The sequence below is a fragment of the Streptococcus dentiloxodontae genome (assembly GCF_053206925.1).
This window is the reverse complement of the sequence record NZ_JBRUHR010000018.1, coordinates 29707-46763: the sequence shown is the minus strand read 5'-3', so window position 1 is coordinate 46763 and position 17057 is coordinate 29707. Positions and strand designations below refer to the sequence as shown.

The following is a 17057-nucleotide window of genomic DNA, read 5'->3' as shown; positions in this document are numbered from 1 at the left end:
GGCTTTCGAAACTTCAAAAACTTTAAAACTAAAATTCTTATCGCTTTGAACATGCAAAGAGAGAGAACCAATCTGATTCTCTCTCGTGCTTAGTTATAAGTCACCCACTACAGTTGACAAAGAGCCCTCTTTTTTTATTATCAAAAGTATAAAAAAACCTTTCCCGAAGGAAAGGCTAATAAGCAAAGGCTTATTTGAGACCGTATTTTTTGTTGAAACGATCCACACGTCCGTCTGCTTGAGTAAATTTTTGACGGCCTGTGTAGAATGGATGTGAATCTGACGAAATTTCTACACGGATAAGTGGATATGTTTCCCCTTCAAATTCAACAGTTTCGTTAGATGTTTTTGTTGAACCGCTAAGGAATTGGTAACCAGTAGTTGAGTCCATGAAAACAACTGGACGGTATTCTGGATGGATATCTTTTTTCATGTTAAATGATTTTCCTTTCTTGCCATAGTACTTTGCGTACCATAGTTATTTAACTATTCTAGTCTAACAAAAACAGGTTAGTTTGGCAAGCTTTTTGTTGAAATTCTTAATGAGAAGACGCTCCGGAGGTAGCATCAGCTGATGCAGATTCGTTACCATGACTGCTAGTAGAAGCGCTGGAAGTGGCATCAGAGCTGTGAGATGCTCCGCCTGCAGGAACATTACCTCCTACCAATTGCTGTCCAGTTGCTTCCAAATACCAATCTAGCCAAGGGCGGAAGTTAAAGACCATCTCGTTAATACCAGCATAAGAACCGTCTGGGTAGTACATAGCTTGATAATTGTGAGTATTGAGAATTGCTGGATCTGGATTTGGCACCATGGTACGGACATATTCCTGATTGCCGTTGCGTAAAGTACCAATTACCCATTCGACATTTTTCATTCTTGCAGGTGGTAATGATTCGTGTACGGTATCCATACGATTGCCGGATTGTGCTGGTACACGGGCAGCTAACATGGTGTCACTGTCTTGATTATGGTTATAGTAGAGGAATTGATTGTTGTCATCTGCATAGGTTAATTCAAAAGGAATAGCTTTTAAGAACATATCAATTTGATTAACGGTCAGCAGACCATGATCCAATTTGACATAGGTATCTCCTGAAACAGCATTAACCAGTTTAGCAGCTTTTTCAACCCAGTCAGGATCATCTGGATCAACTCCTTGAATAGTCGTAGGAATGGTTCCGTTAACATGCAAGTCTTCTGGTTCAATTGGTTTTGGTTTTTTCAAGGTTGATACAACTCCTACATATTTGACAAAATTATCCATACAAGTTTCAAGGAAATTCACAGTTCCTTCGTTGATAATATTACCATCATTATCAAAGGCTTCTTTGGCTTTACCAAGTAAAAATTCATTACCAGGGAGTGTGTAGGCATTGACTCCAGGAGCATCAAGGATTTTACGCAAATGCACCTGAGCACGTGAAGTTCCTTGATCATAATAGGAAGCACCAACAATCATAACGGGTTTGTTTTCAAAAGGATGCACCTCAAATGATAGCCATTCTAAAACACTCTTAAGTGCCGCTGTAATAGTATGATTATGTTCTGGTGTTGCAATGATAACACCGTCTGCACGGGTAATCTTGTTGTGCAAAAGCCGTAATTGAAAACTTTCTTTCCAATCAGTATCCTGATTGAACATAGGAACTTGGTCTATCTCTAAGATTTCCAGTTCAAATTTATTTTTAAAATGCTTGCGGATAAAATACAATAAGTCACGATTATAAGATTTCTCAGCATTTGATCCGACGATTCCGACAAATTTCATGAAATTCTCTCCTTCTTACAAATTTTCCCAGTCAAAGTTTTCAGCTTCTTGTTTCAGTAAATCTTTAGCATGAGACATCTTTTCAGTCATTTTGACAAAGAGACGGAAGTCATCAAAAATGGCATCAAGTTTTTGACTGGTTTCAATGTCATTTAGATTGCCTTCATCATCAAAAGCCTGAAGTGAATGTGACAGCAGAAATTCATCTGGTAAAACATTTGATTTCAATTCGGGGGCATTGAGTATTTGGCGCAGCTGTAATTGGGCGCGTGATGACCCCAGCGTTCCAAATGAAGCACCGGTAATCATAACAGGCTTGTTGAGCATAGGGTAGATACCATAAGAAAGCCAAGCTAAAGCATTCATAAGAACAGCCGGAATGGAATGATCGTATTCTGGTGTGCCAATGATAACCCCGTCTGCTTCCTCAATTTTTTGAGCCAGTTCCAAAACAGACTCAGGGAGTTTGCGGTCAGAAGGTTTATTAAAAACAGGTAAGTCTTTAATTTCTGCCAATTCAATATCGGCTTTATTCGCAAAATGACGCTGTATATATTGCAATAGCTGACGATTGGTTGATTTTTGTGAATTAGTTCCAACGATTCCAATTAGTTTCATAAGAATAATCCTTTCTAAAGATGTTATTCTGCCATTATTATAACAAAAAAATCACTAATATGTAAGCGATTTTAAATAAGTCTTATCTTAGAGATGCCTTTACTGACTGTTAGTTGATTCTCTTTGGAGATAATAAGAGCTTCAATATTTTCAAGAGAGGCGATCTCAGACAAGATCTCAGCTGTGCTTTTTCCAAAAAGACGAGTAGTCCAAATCTCCCCATCCAGAGATAAGTCAGATACAATAGTTAAACTGGCAGTCTGGCAATCTACAGGGTAGCCGGTCAGGCTGTCAAAAATATGATGATAGGTTTTGCCGTTATAGGTGAAAGTTCTTTCATAGATACCTGAAGTAACAACAGATTGATTGAAAATACTGAGAATAGTGAGATTATAACCGCGCGGTTTTTGAGGATCCTGTATGCCGATTCGCCAGCGCTGGTCAGGATTATGCAAAGCAGGACCAAAGGTTAGGACATTGCCGCCAAGGTTGATAAGTCCGCTGGTTGTTCCTACTGATTTTAGAAAGTCAACAATACGGTCTGCAATGTATCCTTTAGCTAGAGCACCAAGGTCTATTTTCATGTCCTTTTTGGCAAGAAAAACACTGCATTCAGAATCGTTTAAAAGGATATCAGCAGGGTCAATTATTTGAAGCAAAGACTGAATTTCCTCAGGGCTTGGGAGCTTGGCATCTTTAAAACCGACCCGCCAAGTTTGAATCAAGGGACCAATAGCAATATTGAGGCGGCTTTTCTTTGCCATACTGTGTTTTTTGCCGATTTTAATCAATTCATAGAGGTCGGGGGATACGGTGACAGCATGCTGGCCTGCAGCATGATTGATACGCATCAGCTCTGAACTGGCATCGTTAGCAGAAAAGCGGTGTTCGTACAGTCTCAGTAGGTGTTCAGCTTCGTCTAAGATGGGTTCTGGATTATCATGATAAATGCTGGTGTCAATGGTAGTTCCCATCAACTTGACTTGGCGATTAGTCAGACGCATTGGCTACTGCCTCCTTGAGTTCCTGATAGATCTGTTCATTTTCTTTTAGGCTGTAAGAATTAGCTCCGCTGGCCAGAGGGTGGCCGCCGCCATCATGACCTTTGGCGATAGTATTGATAATAACAGTTTTGCTGCGCATACGAACACGGTAGTGACCGTCTGGCTGTTCCACGAAAATAGCCCAGGATTCCACGGTATCAATTTTGCCCGGTGTTCCGACAATGGCGGAGCTTTCCGCATCAGTGATGCCAAACTTATCAAGAACTTCTCTTGTCAAAACGACTCGCGCAGCGCCATTATCATCAATTTCCAGATGATCAAAGACATAGCCTTGGAGTTTTGCAATCTTAAAGGAAAAACTATCCATTCGGCGAGACATAGCTGCAAAGTCAAAGTCGTACTCACGCAGAGCTGCCGCAATTCGCAGGGTTTTTGGAGTGGTTGCGGAATAAAGGAAACGGCCAGTATCTCCTACGATACCGTTATAAAGGACACGAGCCGCGGCATCAGATAGCTTCAAGCCAGTGTTTAAAGCCCAGTCGGTGATAATTTCACTGGCACTTGAAGCGCTGGTATCAACGTACAAAATATCTCCATAAGGATCTTCATTGGGATGGTGATCAATTTTGATAAGAAATCTACCGGTTTTGTAACGTTCATCATCAATGCGGGGAGTATTAGCTGTATCAGTTACGATGACAAGGGCCTCTTTGTAGTCCTTATCAACCACCTCATCCATTTGGGCAATCCAAGAAAGGGTTGGTTCATTGAATCCCGCTGCCAGAACAGTTTTTTCAGGAAAATTATGCTTAATAATCTCTTTTAATCCCACCTGACTGCCAAGCGCATCAGGATCAGGACGTTGATGGCGGTGAATGATAATCGTATCATAGGACTTAATTTTATCAAGAATTTGAGTAAATATAGACATAGCAACTCCTTTATAAAAATAGGGTTATTAATATTATAGCATGGAAACAGCTGTAACTTGATTAAAATGGCATAAATTGATAGAAAGAACCAACCTTTAATCTGATTAATATTAAGGAGAAAATTTGATGGATTTGTCATTGACCTGAGTGTAGCAGTAGTCTGTTTAAGTACATCTAAAACTCTACTCATTTATTCAGAGTTTTTTAGACCTCAAGTAATGCTGCTATTTGACACGACTCCCTAGTATCCGTTGTTGATGTTTATAGTAACAGAGCGAGAAAATATTTTCAAAGATAAGATAGGTATAAGTTTGCTAAATCCTTTGGATATGTTATGATAGTTTTTATATATTTTACGAGGAAGTTTAATGCAAAAAGATGATTTAAAAAAGTTAGCTAAGACAGAGCTGCATTGTCATTTGGACGGGTCGCTATCGCTTAATGCTATTCGTTGTTTGGCAGCTATGGCAGCAGTTGAGATCCCAAAAGAGGATGCGGAGCTTAGAAAGTTGGTAACTGCACCTGAGTCTTGTGAGAGCCTTAAGGATTATTTAAAGACCTTTGACTTTATTCGTCCGTTGCTGCAAACTAAGGAAGCTCTGCATTTAGCCGCCTATGATGTTGCCAAACAGGCTGCACTGGAAAATGTTATCTATATTGAAATTCGTTTTGCACCAGAGCTCTCTATGGATCAAGGTCTTAGCGTTTCAGAGACTGTCGAAGCGGTTTGTGCGGGGTTGCTTCAAGCTCAGAAAGAATTTGGTATTGTAGCTAAGGCACTGATTTGCGGTATGCGACATAGTGAGCTGTCTTTTACCAAAGCGATATTCAGTCAAGCCAAGGCTGCACAGCAAAGCCTCTTAGTTGGTGCAGATTTTGCTGGCAATGAGGCGGATTATCCAGCGGAGATGATAGCAGATGGTATTAGTCATGCTTCTGAACTTGGTTTTCCCATGACTTTTCATGCAGGAGAACAATGCGGCTGCGCAGCCAATATTGCTTATGCCATGCAGTTAGGTGTGAGGCGCATAGGTCATGCAACGGTCATTTTGGAAGAAAAGAATTTACTTGAGAATTTTGTTGCAGTCGAGATGACAGCGGAAGTCTGCCTTACCAGCAATCTTCAGACCAAGGCTATCCAAAAAATCAGTGAGCACCCCTATCCTGCTCTTAAATCAGCTGGTGCCCGCATTTCTATTAATACTGACAATCGAACAGTTTCTAATACCAATTTGACCAAGGAATACGCTCTTTATGAGGAGCATTTTGGGAGCAGCGCAGCTGATTTTCTGCTTCACAATCAGGACGCCATTAGAGGATCTTTTGCGTCAAGAACAGAAAAAAAGCTGTTGTTATCCCAGCTTGAAGAGGCCTATGAGCCTTATCTATAGACGCCGCTTCAAAGGTGTTTTTTTGTGTCTTATTTTATGATAAAATAGGATGATATTAGTTTAGAGAGGGCTGAAGCTTTGGCGCAGTTATATTTTCGCTACGGAACTATGAATTCGGGCAAGTCCATTGAAATTTTGAAAGTGGCTTACAACTATGAGGAGCAGGGGAAACCCGTTGTACTTATGACAAGCAGTCTGGACGATCGTGATGCAGTTGGTGTTATTTCCAGCCGAATTGGCATGAGGCGAGAGGCTTTTCCGGTTGCAGATGATACGGATATTTTTGGCTATGTCCAATTGCTGAGCCCAAAACCTTATTGTGTTTTGATAGATGAAGCACAGTTTTTGACGAGGGCAAATGTTTATGATTTGGCGCGTGTTGTGGATGAGCTAGATATTCCGGTTATGGCCTTTGGCCTTAAAAATGATTTTCGCAATGAGCTTTTTGAAGGCTCTAAACAGCTGCTGTTGCTGGCAGATAAAATTGATGAGATCAAAACGATTTGTCAGTACTGTTCGCGTAAAGCGACTATGGTTTTACGTATGGAAAATGATCAGCCAGTCTATGATGGGGAACAAATTCAGATTGGTGGTCACGAAAGTTATGTGTCAGTCTGCAGAAAACATTATTTTAACCCTATCATCAAGAATGAGCTGCCGCAAGACAAGACGAAAATTAATTGAATGCTCTGCTATTTACCAGAAAAACAAAAGGAGAAGTACTTAAAAGAATGAATATTTACGATCAATTACAAGCAGTAGAAGACCGTTATGAAGAGTTGGGAGAGCTGCTGTCAGACCCTGATGTAGTTTCAGATACCAAGCGTTTTATGGAATTGTCACGAGAAGAGGCAAACACACGTGAGACCGTGACTGTTTATCGTGAATATAAGCAGATTATCCAAAATATCGCAGATGCAGAAGACATGATAAAAGAAGCTGGTGGCGATCCTGATTTGGAAGAAATGGCCAAAGAGGAACTCAAAGAATCTAAGGCAGCCAAAGAAGAGTATGAGGAGAAATTGAAAATCCTGCTTCTTCCTAAAGATCCTAACGATGACAAAAATATCATTTTAGAAATTCGCGGAGCTGCAGGCGGCGATGAAGCGGCACTTTTTGCAGGTGACCTTTTACAGATGTATCAAAAATATGCGGAAAGCCAAGGCTGGCGCTTTGAAGTCATGGAAGCTTCCTATAATGGTGTTGGCGGTATCAAAGAGGTGGTTGCTATGGTTTCAGGGCAGTCAGTTTACTCCAAGCTTAAGTATGAGTCAGGTGCTCACCGTGTGCAGCGGGTTCCAGTGACAGAAAGTCAAGGGCGTGTGCATACCTCAACGGCAACAGTGCTTGTCATGCCAGAAGTAGAAGAAGTTGAGTATGATATTGACCCTAAAGACTTGCGTGTTGATATTTATCATGCTTCTGGTGCCGGCGGACAAAATGTCAATAAGGTGGCGACAGCTGTGCGGATGGTGCACATTCCCACAGGAATAAAAGTTGAAATGCAAGAAGAGCGTACCCAGCAAAAGAACCGTGATAAGGCTATCAAAATTATCCGTGCGCGTGTTGCGGATCATTTTGCCCAAATTGCTCAAGAGGAACAGGATGCAGAGCGCAAATCAACTGTTGGTACAGGTGATCGTTCAGAACGTATCCGTACTTATAATTTTCCGCAGAATCGTGTGACCGATCATCGAATTGGCTTGACCTTGCAAAAATTGGATACGATTTTATCTGGCAAGTTAGATGAAGTGATTGCTGCCCTTGTTCTTTATGATCAAACACAAAAATTGGAAGAGCTTAACAAATAATGACTTATGCGCAATTATTGGCGGAGCTTGGGGCTGAATTGGAAGCTGTTGGTGAAGAAGCTCAGGCTCTTACTTATGTCCTTAAAGAGCTCAAAAATTGGACAGCAACAGACTTTGTTCTGCTTCAGCGGCAGCAGGTTTCGTCGGAAGATGAGCAGCTGATTGCCAGTATTTTTGAACAGCTCAAGAATCATTTTCCTGCTCAGTATATTACAGGCTATGCCTATTTTTCGGACCTCAAACTTAAGGTAGATGAACGTGTGCTTATTCCTCGACCTGAAACTGAGGAGCTGGTGACTCTAATCTTGGCGGAAAATAGCAGAGCGAATCGATCAGTTTTAGATATTGGAACGGGCAGCGGAGCGATTGCATTAGCCCTTAAGCAAGCTCGTTCAAATTGGCAAGTGACAGCAACAGACGTTTCTGCAGCTGCATTGAGCTTGGCCAAGGAAAATGCCAGCGCTTGCGGATTAGAAGTGAGTCTTGTTCAATCCGATGTCTTTAACCAGTTACAAGGTCAATTTGATATCATTGTCTCTAATCCGCCTTACATTGCTTTTGATGACAAGAATGAAGTTGGCAAAAATGTTCTCAAGTATGAGCCGCATTTGGCACTCTTTGCAGAAGAAAATGGCTTTGCTGTTTATCGACGTATTGCTGAAGAGGCGCAGCAATATCTGACTCAAAGAGGCAAACTTTACTTTGAAATAGGCTACAAGCAAGGGAAAGGGTTAACCCGCCTTTTGGCTCAGCATTTTCCTAAAAAGCGCATTCGGGTTCTTAAGGATATGTTGGGGAAGGATAGAATGGTTGTGATGGATAATGGCTGATGTAAGACAGTTGATTGATGAAATTGAAAATGGCAGAGCAGTCATATTACCAACAGAGACGGTTTATGGTCTTTTTGCCAAAGCTTTAGATGAAGAAGCTGTAAATCGAGTTTATCAGCTCAAACACCGTCCCAGAGACAAAGCTATGAACTTAAATGTCAGTTGCTATCAGGATCTGTTAAACTATTCGAAAGAACAGCCATTTTATTTAAAGCAGTTATTCGACGCATTTTTACCAGGACCTTTAACCATTATTTTAAAAGCAAATGAACAGGTACCTAAATGGCTAAATTCCAGTTGTTCAACCATCGGTTTTCGTCTGCCTAATCATCCTATTACTCAAAAAATTATTGCTCAAACAGGCCCTTTAATCGGGCCGTCAGCTAATCTTTCGGGACAAGGCAGCGGAAGAAAATTTGCTTCTATCCAAGCCGATTTTGATGAAAAGCTATTAGGTTATCCAGACGATCAAGCGTTGACAGGCCAAGATTCGACGATTTTGGATTTATCAACGGAACCCGCTCGTATCTTAAGACAGGGAGCAATTACAAAGGAATGCCTGCAAAAGGCAGTATCTGATTTATCATTTGACATACAATAGCAAGAAAGGACACAAGGTTTTTGAGCAGGCTGGCGATATTACTATTGCCAGCCTGTTTTAAAATAAAGATAAAGAATCTGAAATTAGTTTACTGGACTTTGCTTTTTGCCACATTCTTGCCACAGATTTTCCTTGGAATAGCCAAGAAGTTCTTCTTTAAAAACTCTATACTGATAATATCAAAAAGATAGAGGTAGCATACATGACAACTAAAGAACGTTTAAAAGAGAACTTTAGTAAGGCAAAGACTGCTGTGACTAGAAATTGGAAAAAAACACTTCTCTTCAGCGCAGCTCTATTAGCCGTTGGAGGCGCAGGAATTGCGGTAGGAGCCCATTTTGCTCATGAAGGCTATGACCATATGGACATGGCTTATAGTATGGAAACAGAAGCTGATGATCTAACATATGAACAAGACGATGATTTTTCATATGAGAAAGAGACTGCCATGACTTATGATGAGTGGAAGAAAACAGTCAATGATTCAAGTCTGTCTTCTGCCGATAAAAAGACATTTTTAGAAGCTTTGGATAAATCAAAAGATCAAATTGAAAAAGTTAATGATTTGCAGACACAGATTGATAAGCTTTATACGGATAATTTGGAAGGTCTTGATACAGAATTTACTAATCTTATCGCAGCGCGTCGTACAATTTGGAATAAACTTGATAGTGATATTACCAATGGCTCCTTATCAGATATCAATACGGACGGCATCACAGATTTGAAACAGGAAATCAAAACATCCAGTTTGACAGATGATGAAAAAGCAAAACTTCTAAGTGATTTGGAATCGCTGAAAACACTAAAAGAGAACTATTCAGCTGCTTATGCGACCTATACTGAAAAGGCGTCAGATCTATATAACCAGTTTGAAACAGCTCAAAATGCCCTTACGACCAGTTTTAAAGATAATAAAGTAACAGACGACATGCTTGCAGAAGTTATGGGATATTCGGATAGTTATGATGGAAAAAGTTCGGACAATCATACCTCAAATGATGAATTGAATCAAACAGATCAAGAGCAGGACTCAGACTGAGGTCAAATTAGTTCAGAATAAAGAGAGAAGTAAGAACTCTCTTTTATTTTTGTTTTAACAAAGTTGCTGTCTGACAATCATTTCCGATAGATTTTAGATGATTTAATTTGATTTGCCTGTCGCCTTTTTTGATAAAATTTAGTAAAATAGATGAGGATGATTTTTAAGAAAAAGTGGTGTTTTAGTACTGTTTTTTAATATAAAAATACTATAAACAACCATACGATTCAACTAAAAACCAACCTAAGCAACTAAGGAGAAAACAATGATTTTTGACAAAGACAACTATGAAGCATTTGATCCAGAACTTTGGGAAGCAGTTCATGCCGAAGAAATTCGCCAACAAAATAATATTGAATTAATCGCCTCTGAAAATATCGTTTCTAAAGCAGTTATGGCGGCTCAAGGAACGCTTTTGACTAATAAATACGCCGAAGGCTATCCTGGCAAACGTTATTATGGCGGAACAGATTGTGTTGATGTGGTGGAAAATTTGGCTATTGAACGTGCCAAAGAACTCTTTGGAGCACAATTTGCCAATGTCCAAGCTCACTCAGGTTCGCAGGCTAATGCAGCAGCCTATATGGCTCTTATTCAACCAGGCGATACTGTGCTTGGTATGGATTTGGCGGCTGGCGGTCATTTGACACATGGTTCTCCTGTCTCATTTTCTGGTAAAACATATAACTTTATTTCTTACCCAGTTGATAAGAAAACAGAAGTTTTGGATTATGATGCTATCCTTTCTTTAGCTAAAGAAGTTCAGCCTAAGCTGATTATGGCAGGAGCGTCAGCTTATTCTCGTATTATTGATTTTAAGAAATTCCGTGAAATTGCTGATGCTGTCAATGCTTATTTAGTTGTTGATATGGCGCATATTGCAGGGCTTGTAGCTGGTGGACAGCATCCTAGTCCCGTTCCTTATGCGCATATCACAACAACAACTACCCATAAAACCCTTCGCGGTCCGCGCGGCGGTCTCATTTTGACCAATGATGAAACTATTGCTAAAAAAATCAATTCAGCAGTCTTTCCTGGACTGCAAGGCGGTCCTCTCATGCATGTTATTGCAGGTAAAGCTGTTGCCTTTAAAGAGGCACTTGATCCAGCTTTCAAGGAATATGCAAAAAATGTTGTAGCCAATACAAAAGCTATGGCAGAGGTTTTCAATCAGCATCAAAATTTCCGTGTCATTTCCGGTGGGACAGATAATCATGTCTTCCTTGTTGATGTGACTAAAGTTGTTGAAAATGGTAAGGTTGCCCAAAATATTCTTGAAGAAGTCAATATTACTCTCAATAAGAACTCTATTCCATTTGAAACGCTATCACCATTTAAAACTTCTGGTATCCGTATTGGCGGCGCAGCTATTGCCAGCCGTGGTATTGGTGTTGAAGAATCCCGCCAAATTGCAGAACTCATGGTCAAAACACTTGAAAATCATGACAATGAAGCTGTGCTTAAGGAAGTTCGTCAGGAAATCAAAGCCATAACTGATGCATTCCCGCTTTATGACTAAGATGATAGATTTATACTTAAAACAAGTTATTATTCACCAGTTTTCACCGAATGATACTGACTTGATATTAGCGACTGAGCCAGTTGAGCTGACGCCTCGCTTAGATGAATACTTTCGTAAGAAAATAGCTAAAGTTTTCTCAGATGAAGCCAAGCGCGGTACCTTTTCTGAAGACAATATCTTTGTCGGTCATTTATCAGATAATCTGATGGAGTCTTCTGCAGTGATTGCGCAGCTTTGGAAAGAAGAATTTGTTATTTCTGAAAACCAAAAGACTAACGATCTTGTTTTTATTCAATTTGATAAGGATGGTCAGGAATATTTTGCTTTTTTGCGTATTGCCTTAAAAGACAGCCTGACACATATAGCAGGCAATAATGATAATCCAATCAAACTTACACAGAATAATCTGCCGTCTGCAGCTCAAACACCAGATGAAGCTCTGATTATTAACAAAGCCAATCGCCAGTATTACCTGATCGAAAAACGTATCAAGCACAATGGCAGTTTTGCTAACTATTTTTCAGAAAATCTCTTGCAGGTTCAGCCTGAGCAATCCGTTAAGAAGTCTATCAAAATGGTTGAGGATACTGCTAAAAAGATTGCTGAAAATTTCAATCAGGATGACTTTGCTTTTCAGTCTAAAATGAAATCAGCTATTTTCAATAATTTAGAGACTGATCAGGAATTGTCGCCTGAAAAACTGGCAGATCAGCTCTTTGATCAAAATTTAACGGCTAGATTAACTTTTGTTGATGAATTGAAAGAAGCGATTCCTGAGCCTGTTTCTGTGGCTGATATTGATGCTTCCCGTCAAGTCAAAAAACTGGAAAGTCAAAAACTTTCTCTGTCCAATGGTATTGAGCTTATCGTTCCCAATCAAATTTATCAGGATGCTGAGTCGGTAGAATTCATTCAAAATTCGGATGGAACTTATTCCATTCTTATAAAAAATATTGAGGATATCACCAATAAGTAATGTTTAAAATTATCAGACGCCTCATAATTGCACTTGTATTGCTTTTTGTGGCCTATCATATTTACCATATTCATCAGAATGTCCAGCAGGTCATGACGTATGAACCTTTGGTAGAAGAGGTGTTAAAGGAAAATAACGCCTATTCCACAACCAATAAAAAATTAGTTTTGGCAATGATTTATACAGAAACTAAAGGAGAATCCGAAGATGTCATGCAGTCCAGCGAGAGTTCATCCGGTGCAACCAATACAATCACTGATTCCAAATCCAGCATCCAGCAGGGTGTCTCGGTTCTCTCTGAAAACCTGAGCTTAGCAAATAAATCAGGTGTTGATGCTTGGACTGCTGTGCAGGCTTATAATTTTGGAACTGCTTATATCTCTTATGTTGCTAAACATGGTTCTAAAAATACTGTTAAGCTGGCAGAGGAGTATTCACGCGATGTTGTGGCTCCCAGCCTAGGTAATAAAACAGGTAAAAGTTATATTTATTATCATCCTATTGCTCTTATTTATGGAGGCGGCAAGCTCTATACTAATGGCGGTAATAGTTATTATGCAATGGAAGTCAAGTTCAATCTCTTTTTGATTCGAGTTTTTTCTTCCCTATAGAAAGTTGAACGATGAAAGCATTGTTTTCTTATTTTAAACATTATCTGCGTGAGACCTTTCTAGGCCCTCTCTTTAAGCTGATTGAAGCCAGTTTTGAACTGCTTGTCCCAATTATTATTGCTCAAATAGTTGACCAGGTTATTCCAAATAAATCAGAAAACCATCTGTTAATGATGATTTTTCTGCTTTTTATTTTAGCCTTTTTTGGAGTTCTGGTTGCCATTACTGCTCAATATTATTCTTCTAAAGCAGCTGTTGGCTATACTAAAGAATTAACAGAGGATTTGTTTACTAAAATCATGCGCCTGCCCAAAGAAAAACGAGACGAGTTGGGGACATCGAGTTTAGTGGCACGTTTGACTGGAGATACTTTTCAGATACAAACAGGAATCAATCAATTTCTGCGCCTGTTTTTGCGAGCTCCTATTATTGTTTTTGGTGCCATCATTATGGCTTTTCTCATCAGTCCGCCGTTAACCCTTTATTTTCTTTTAATGGTGGCAATGCTGAGCCTAATCATCTATATAACCAGCCGTTTATTTAATCCTCTTTATCAGAAGCTTCGTCAGATAACGGATCAGTTGGTACAGATCAGCCGTCAGCAGCTAGAAGGTATGAGAGTTATTCGAGCCTTTAATCAAGAAGCAGCAGAGCTGACTGATATTAAGACCGTTAATAAAAACTTGAAAGATTGGCAGATGAAGACTGGAGTTTTTGCTAGTATGATTAGTCCGTTGACCTATTTAGTGGTCAATACGACATTGATTCTAGTCATTTGGCAGGGCAATAGTCAAATTCAGCTTGGTCATTTGTCACAAGGGAGCTTGATTGCCTTGGTTAATTACCTTTTGCAAATCTTAACGGAGCTGCTCAAATTGGCAATGCTTTTGACCTCGCTCAATCAGAGTTTTATCAGTGCTAGGCGGATTACAGCTGTCTTTGATTTGGCTGATGAGGATCTAAATGCTGCTCTGCCATTATCAAAAAGAGAAGATGATAAGACAATGCTCATCGAAAATCTGAACTTTACCTATCCGTCAGCTAGCCGACCAGCTTTGGAGAATTTGAATATCAGTTTAGAACAGGGACAGACTTTAGGTGTTATTGGAGGGACTGGTTCTGGGAAGTCAACCTTGGCTCAGTTGCTCATGCATCTGTACAGCCCTCAGTCTGGTTCTTTGACAATTTACCAGAAGCATAAAAGCCCTCTTAGTCTTAAGGAGTGGCGCTCATGGGTGGCTTATGTGCCTCAAAAAGCAGAGCTCTTTAAGGGAACTGTTCGATCTAATTTGACTTTGGGCTTGCGTTATTCTGCTAGTGATGAAGACCTTTGGTGGGCTTTAGCTATTGCTCAAGCGGCAGATTTTGTTCGTGAAAAGGAAGAGGGCTTAGACAGTTCTGTAGACAGTTTTGGCCGCAATTTCTCTGGTGGTCAGCGTCAGCGTTTGACCATTGCACGTGCAGTCTTGCATCGCAGCCCTTTATTGATTTTAGATGATTCAACCTCTGCTCTGGATTATTTGACTGAGAGCCGCTTGCTTAAAGCTATCAAGACGGAACTTTCGTCTACCAGTCTTGTTCTGATTTCTCAGCGTACCAAAAGTTTGCTGACGGCTGAAAAAATTTTAGTGTTAGATAAAGGGCATCAAGTAGCCCTTGGAACTCATCAAGAATTGCTAAAGAGCTCTGCTATTTACCAAGAAATCCACCATTCTCAAGCTAGAAAGGAGCAGGCATGAAAGCAAGAGATAATCACTCAACCATGAGACGTCTAAGCAAAGATCTGCTTCAGAATCGCCTGCTCTTTGGATTTGCAGCGGCTGGCACGGTTATCCAAGTGGCCCTAACCATCTATCTGCCTGTTTTGATTGGGAATGCTGTGGATGCTGTGCTGAAAGCTGATGCTAGTCATTTATTGCTGCCTATTATGGGAAAGATGGTTTTGACAGTTGCAATCAATACTCTTGTTCAATGGCTGAATCCATTGATTTACAATCGTTTGGTTTATGGCTATAGTCAGCAATTACGTGACCGTGTGCTGGAAAAAGTTCATCATCTGCCACTTGCTTATTTAGATAGGCAGGGGATAGGAGACTTGGTCAGCCGTATTACAACAGACAGTGACCAGCTCAACAATGGTTTGCTTATGGTATTTAATCAATTTTTTGTTGGTGTATTGACCATTTTAGTTACTATTGTTACCATGGGTGAGATTGATTTACTTATGATGTTACTGGTTTTGATAATGACTCCTCTGTCTTTAGTGGTAGCTCGTTTTATTGCACAGCGCAGCTATCATCTTTATCAAAATCAAACGCGGACTCGAGGTCTGCAAACTCAGTTGATTGAGGAGAGCATCTCACAAGAAAGTCTCATCCAGAGTCTCAATGCTCAAGAGCAGGTTATGGCTAATTTTCAAAAAACAAATGCTGAGTATGCTCATTATTCGCAGGGAGCTATCTTTTACTCATCTACGGTTAATCCGGCTACGCGTTTTGTTAATGCTCTGATCTATGCCTTAATGGCTGGATTTGGAGCCTACCGTATTATGACAGGTGCCAACTTTACGGTGGGGCAGCTGACCACCTTTCTCAACTATGTGACTCAGTATACCAAGCCTTTTAATGATATTTCTTCGGTTCTTTCAGAATTGCAGAGCGCTCTTGCCTGTGCTGAACGCCTTTATATGATTTTAGATCAAGATGAGCTGACAGAGACTGGTCAAGCAGAGCTGAAGGAATCAGATCTTCAGGGAAGCTTTCGTTTTGAACAGGTCAATTTTGGCTATCAAAAAGGACATCCTCTCATCAAAAATCTAAATTTAGAGATTCCGGCTGCTAGTAAGGTGGCCATTGTAGGACCAACAGGTGCAGGAAAATCTACTTTGATTAATTTACTCATGCGGTTTTACGAATTAGACAGCGGGCAGATTTTATTAGATGGTGTACCTATTAATCACTATAGCCGTGAGTCTCTGCGCTCGCAAATTGGAATGGTTTTGCAAGAAACCTGGCTAAAAGCAGCTACAGTTCATGATAATATAGCTTATGGGTATCCACAAGCTACAAGAGAAGAAGTGATAGCTGCTGCTAAGGCAGCTAACGCTGATTTTTTCATTAAGCAGTTACCTCAAGGATACGATACTTATTTAGCTGATGCAGGTTCTTCTCTGTCTCAGGGTCAGCGTCAGCTCCTAACCATTGCCAGAATTTTTGTTAAATCTCCCAAGATTCTAATCTTAGATGAAGCGACATCATCCATTGATACCCGGACAGAAGCTTTGATTCAAGATGCATTCGGTAAACTCATGCAGGGCAGAACGAGTTTTATCATTGCCCATCGTCTGTCTACTATTGAAAATGCGGATGTCATCTTGGTCATGGTAGATGGAAATATAGTCGAATATGGCAATCATGACCAACTTATGGCTGCTCAGGGCGTTTATTATGATATGCAGACAGCACAAACATAGTTTTGATATTTAGAAATTGAGACACTAAAAAAAGATCTGGGACAAAGTACCCAATTCCTTTTTTGGTGTCATTTTACTTGTAAGACGCAGTATTTGGATATTCTTATCCCTTGCTAGACAAGATACAAAGAGTGTTCGCAGATAAAGTCAAAATAGGTATTTCACCAATGAGTCGTTAAGCGGTACCGGGCGAGATCATCTTTTTGACACAGCTCGCAGCTCGTGTTCAATTGACAAGATACAAAGAGTGTTTACGAGCAAAGGCAAAATAGGAGTTTTGACGAAGAGTCACAAGACTCTAGGCGAAACTATCTTTTTGACACAGCTCGTAGCTCGTGTTCAATTACGCAAGTGATAGCTCCAACAGTTGGGGGACTATTGGAGGCTATCTAATCCCATGAACGTTAGTTCATATCAATCCCTAATCTAATCTGTGCGGGGGTGGGTTAAAAAGGTCTGGGGTGGGAAATAAAAC

At 40.2% G+C, this 17057-nt stretch carries 16 protein-coding genes; 11 read left to right on the top strand and 5 right to left on the bottom strand.

Annotated features, from left to right (window positions below):
- Positions 1-190: 190 nt before the first annotated feature.
- From ACVRZ8_RS08725 to ACVRZ8_RS08705, 5 genes are all read right to left on the bottom strand, one after another.
- The gene (locus tag ACVRZ8_RS08725) at positions 191-433 is read right to left on the bottom strand and encodes a type B 50S ribosomal protein L31 (RefSeq protein ID WP_447448936.1); all 243 of its coding nucleotides are present in this window, start codon (positions 431-433) and stop codon (positions 191-193) included.
- A gap of 106 nt (positions 434-539) precedes the next feature.
- Entirely contained in the window at positions 540-1772 is a 1233-nt protein-coding gene (locus ACVRZ8_RS08720) for an NAD(P)H-dependent oxidoreductase (protein ID WP_447448935.1), read from the bottom strand.
- Positions 1773-1787: 15 nt separating this feature from the next.
- Entirely contained in the window at positions 1788-2390 is a 603-nt protein-coding gene (locus ACVRZ8_RS08715; protein WP_447448934.1) for an NADPH-dependent FMN reductase, read from the bottom strand.
- Positions 2391-2461: 71 nt separating this feature from the next.
- On the bottom strand, positions 2462-3394 hold the full coding sequence (locus ACVRZ8_RS08710; protein WP_447448933.1) for an FAD:protein FMN transferase: 933 nt from the start codon (positions 3392-3394) through the stop codon (positions 2462-2464).
- A complete protein-coding gene (locus ACVRZ8_RS08705; RefSeq protein WP_447448932.1) occupies positions 3381-4325 on the bottom strand; it encodes a DHH family phosphoesterase in 945 nt (314 codons plus the stop codon). The genes ACVRZ8_RS08710 and ACVRZ8_RS08705 overlap by 14 nt, the downstream gene beginning before the upstream one ends.
- Positions 4326-4694: 369 nt before the next feature.
- Between ACVRZ8_RS08705 and add the strand changes: the two genes are divergently transcribed.
- The 11 genes from add to ACVRZ8_RS08650 all read left to right on the top strand — a co-directional run bounded on the left by add (position 4695) and on the right by ACVRZ8_RS08650 (position 16582).
- Entirely contained in the window at positions 4695-5717 is a 1023-nt protein-coding gene (add, locus tag ACVRZ8_RS08700) for an adenosine deaminase (RefSeq protein ID WP_447448931.1), read from the top strand.
- A 78-nt stretch (positions 5718-5795) separates the two neighbouring features.
- Positions 5796-6401, top strand: coding sequence for a thymidine kinase (locus ACVRZ8_RS08695; protein ID WP_447448930.1), 606 nt, complete (start codon positions 5796-5798; stop codon positions 6399-6401).
- Between the two features lie 47 nt (positions 6402-6448).
- Positions 6449-7528, top strand: coding sequence for a peptide chain release factor 1 (gene prfA, locus ACVRZ8_RS08690; RefSeq protein ID WP_447448929.1), 1080 nt, complete (start codon positions 6449-6451; stop codon positions 7526-7528).
- A complete protein-coding gene (gene prmC / locus ACVRZ8_RS08685) occupies positions 7528-8358 on the top strand; it encodes a peptide chain release factor N(5)-glutamine methyltransferase (RefSeq protein ID WP_447448928.1) in 831 nt (276 codons plus the stop codon). The genes prfA and prmC overlap by 1 nt, the downstream gene beginning before the upstream one ends.
- Complete coding sequence (locus ACVRZ8_RS08680) at positions 8351-8959, top strand: L-threonylcarbamoyladenylate synthase (RefSeq protein ID WP_447448927.1); 609 nt, start codon at positions 8351-8353, stop codon at positions 8957-8959. The genes prmC and ACVRZ8_RS08680 overlap by 8 nt, the downstream gene beginning before the upstream one ends.
- 202 nt (positions 8960-9161) lie before the next feature.
- A complete protein-coding gene (locus ACVRZ8_RS08675; protein WP_447448926.1) occupies positions 9162-10001 on the top strand; it encodes a hypothetical protein in 840 nt (279 codons plus the stop codon).
- A gap of 265 nt (positions 10002-10266) precedes the next feature.
- The gene (glyA, locus tag ACVRZ8_RS08670) at positions 10267-11520 is read left to right on the top strand and encodes a serine hydroxymethyltransferase (RefSeq protein ID WP_447448925.1); all 1254 of its coding nucleotides are present in this window, start codon (positions 10267-10269) and stop codon (positions 11518-11520) included.
- A gap of 1 nt (position 11521) precedes the next feature.
- Positions 11522-12499, top strand: a complete 978-nt coding sequence (locus ACVRZ8_RS08665; protein WP_447448924.1) for a nucleoid-associated protein — start codon at positions 11522-11524, stop codon at positions 12497-12499.
- Positions 12499-13110, top strand: a complete 612-nt coding sequence (locus ACVRZ8_RS08660; protein WP_447448923.1) for a lysozyme family protein — start codon at positions 12499-12501, stop codon at positions 13108-13110. Before ACVRZ8_RS08665 ends, ACVRZ8_RS08660 begins: the two co-directional genes overlap by 1 nt.
- An 11-nt stretch (positions 13111-13121) precedes the next feature.
- Complete coding sequence (locus ACVRZ8_RS08655; RefSeq protein ID WP_447448921.1) at positions 13122-14849, top strand: ABC transporter ATP-binding protein; 1728 nt, start codon at positions 13122-13124, stop codon at positions 14847-14849.
- A complete protein-coding gene (locus tag ACVRZ8_RS08650) occupies positions 14846-16582 on the top strand; it encodes an ABC transporter ATP-binding protein (protein WP_447448920.1) in 1737 nt (578 codons plus the stop codon). The genes ACVRZ8_RS08655 and ACVRZ8_RS08650 overlap by 4 nt, the downstream gene beginning before the upstream one ends.
- The last annotated feature ends 475 nt before the right edge of the window (positions 16583-17057 follow it).

What these genes read in the sequence shown, in the direction of transcription:
- ACVRZ8_RS08725 (WP_447448936.1), bottom strand. Translation starts at nt 433, where the DNA reads ATGAAAAAAGATATCCATCCAGAATACCGTCCAGTTGTTTTCATGGAC.
- ACVRZ8_RS08720 (WP_447448935.1), bottom strand. Translation starts at nt 1,772, where the DNA reads ATGAAATTTGTCGGAATCGTCGGATCAAATGCTGAGAAATCTTATAAT.
- ACVRZ8_RS08715 (WP_447448934.1), bottom strand. Translation starts at nt 2,390, where the DNA reads ATGAAACTAATTGGAATCGTTGGAACTAATTCACAAAAATCAACCAAT.
- ACVRZ8_RS08710 (WP_447448933.1), bottom strand. Translation starts at nt 3,394, where the DNA reads ATGCGTCTGACTAATCGCCAAGTCAAGTTGATGGGAACTACCATTGAC.
- ACVRZ8_RS08705 (WP_447448932.1), bottom strand. Translation starts at nt 4,325, where the DNA reads ATGTCTATATTTACTCAAATTCTTGATAAAATTAAGTCCTATGATACG.
- add (WP_447448931.1), top strand. Translation starts at nt 4,695, where the DNA reads ATGCAAAAAGATGATTTAAAAAAGTTAGCTAAGACAGAGCTGCATTGT.
- prfA (WP_447448929.1), top strand. Translation starts at nt 6,449, where the DNA reads ATGAATATTTACGATCAATTACAAGCAGTAGAAGACCGTTATGAAGAG.
- prmC (WP_447448928.1), top strand. Translation starts at nt 7,528, where the DNA reads ATGACTTATGCGCAATTATTGGCGGAGCTTGGGGCTGAATTGGAAGCT.
- ACVRZ8_RS08680 (WP_447448927.1), top strand. Translation starts at nt 8,351, where the DNA reads ATGGCTGATGTAAGACAGTTGATTGATGAAATTGAAAATGGCAGAGCA.
- ACVRZ8_RS08675 (WP_447448926.1), top strand. Translation starts at nt 9,162, where the DNA reads ATGACAACTAAAGAACGTTTAAAAGAGAACTTTAGTAAGGCAAAGACT.
- glyA (WP_447448925.1), top strand. Translation starts at nt 10,267, where the DNA reads ATGATTTTTGACAAAGACAACTATGAAGCATTTGATCCAGAACTTTGG.
- ACVRZ8_RS08665 (WP_447448924.1), top strand. Translation starts at nt 11,522, where the DNA reads ATGATAGATTTATACTTAAAACAAGTTATTATTCACCAGTTTTCACCG.
- ACVRZ8_RS08660 (WP_447448923.1), top strand. Translation starts at nt 12,499, where the DNA reads ATGTTTAAAATTATCAGACGCCTCATAATTGCACTTGTATTGCTTTTT.
- ACVRZ8_RS08655 (WP_447448921.1), top strand. Translation starts at nt 13,122, where the DNA reads ATGAAAGCATTGTTTTCTTATTTTAAACATTATCTGCGTGAGACCTTT.
- ACVRZ8_RS08650 (WP_447448920.1), top strand. Translation starts at nt 14,846, where the DNA reads ATGAAAGCAAGAGATAATCACTCAACCATGAGACGTCTAAGCAAAGAT.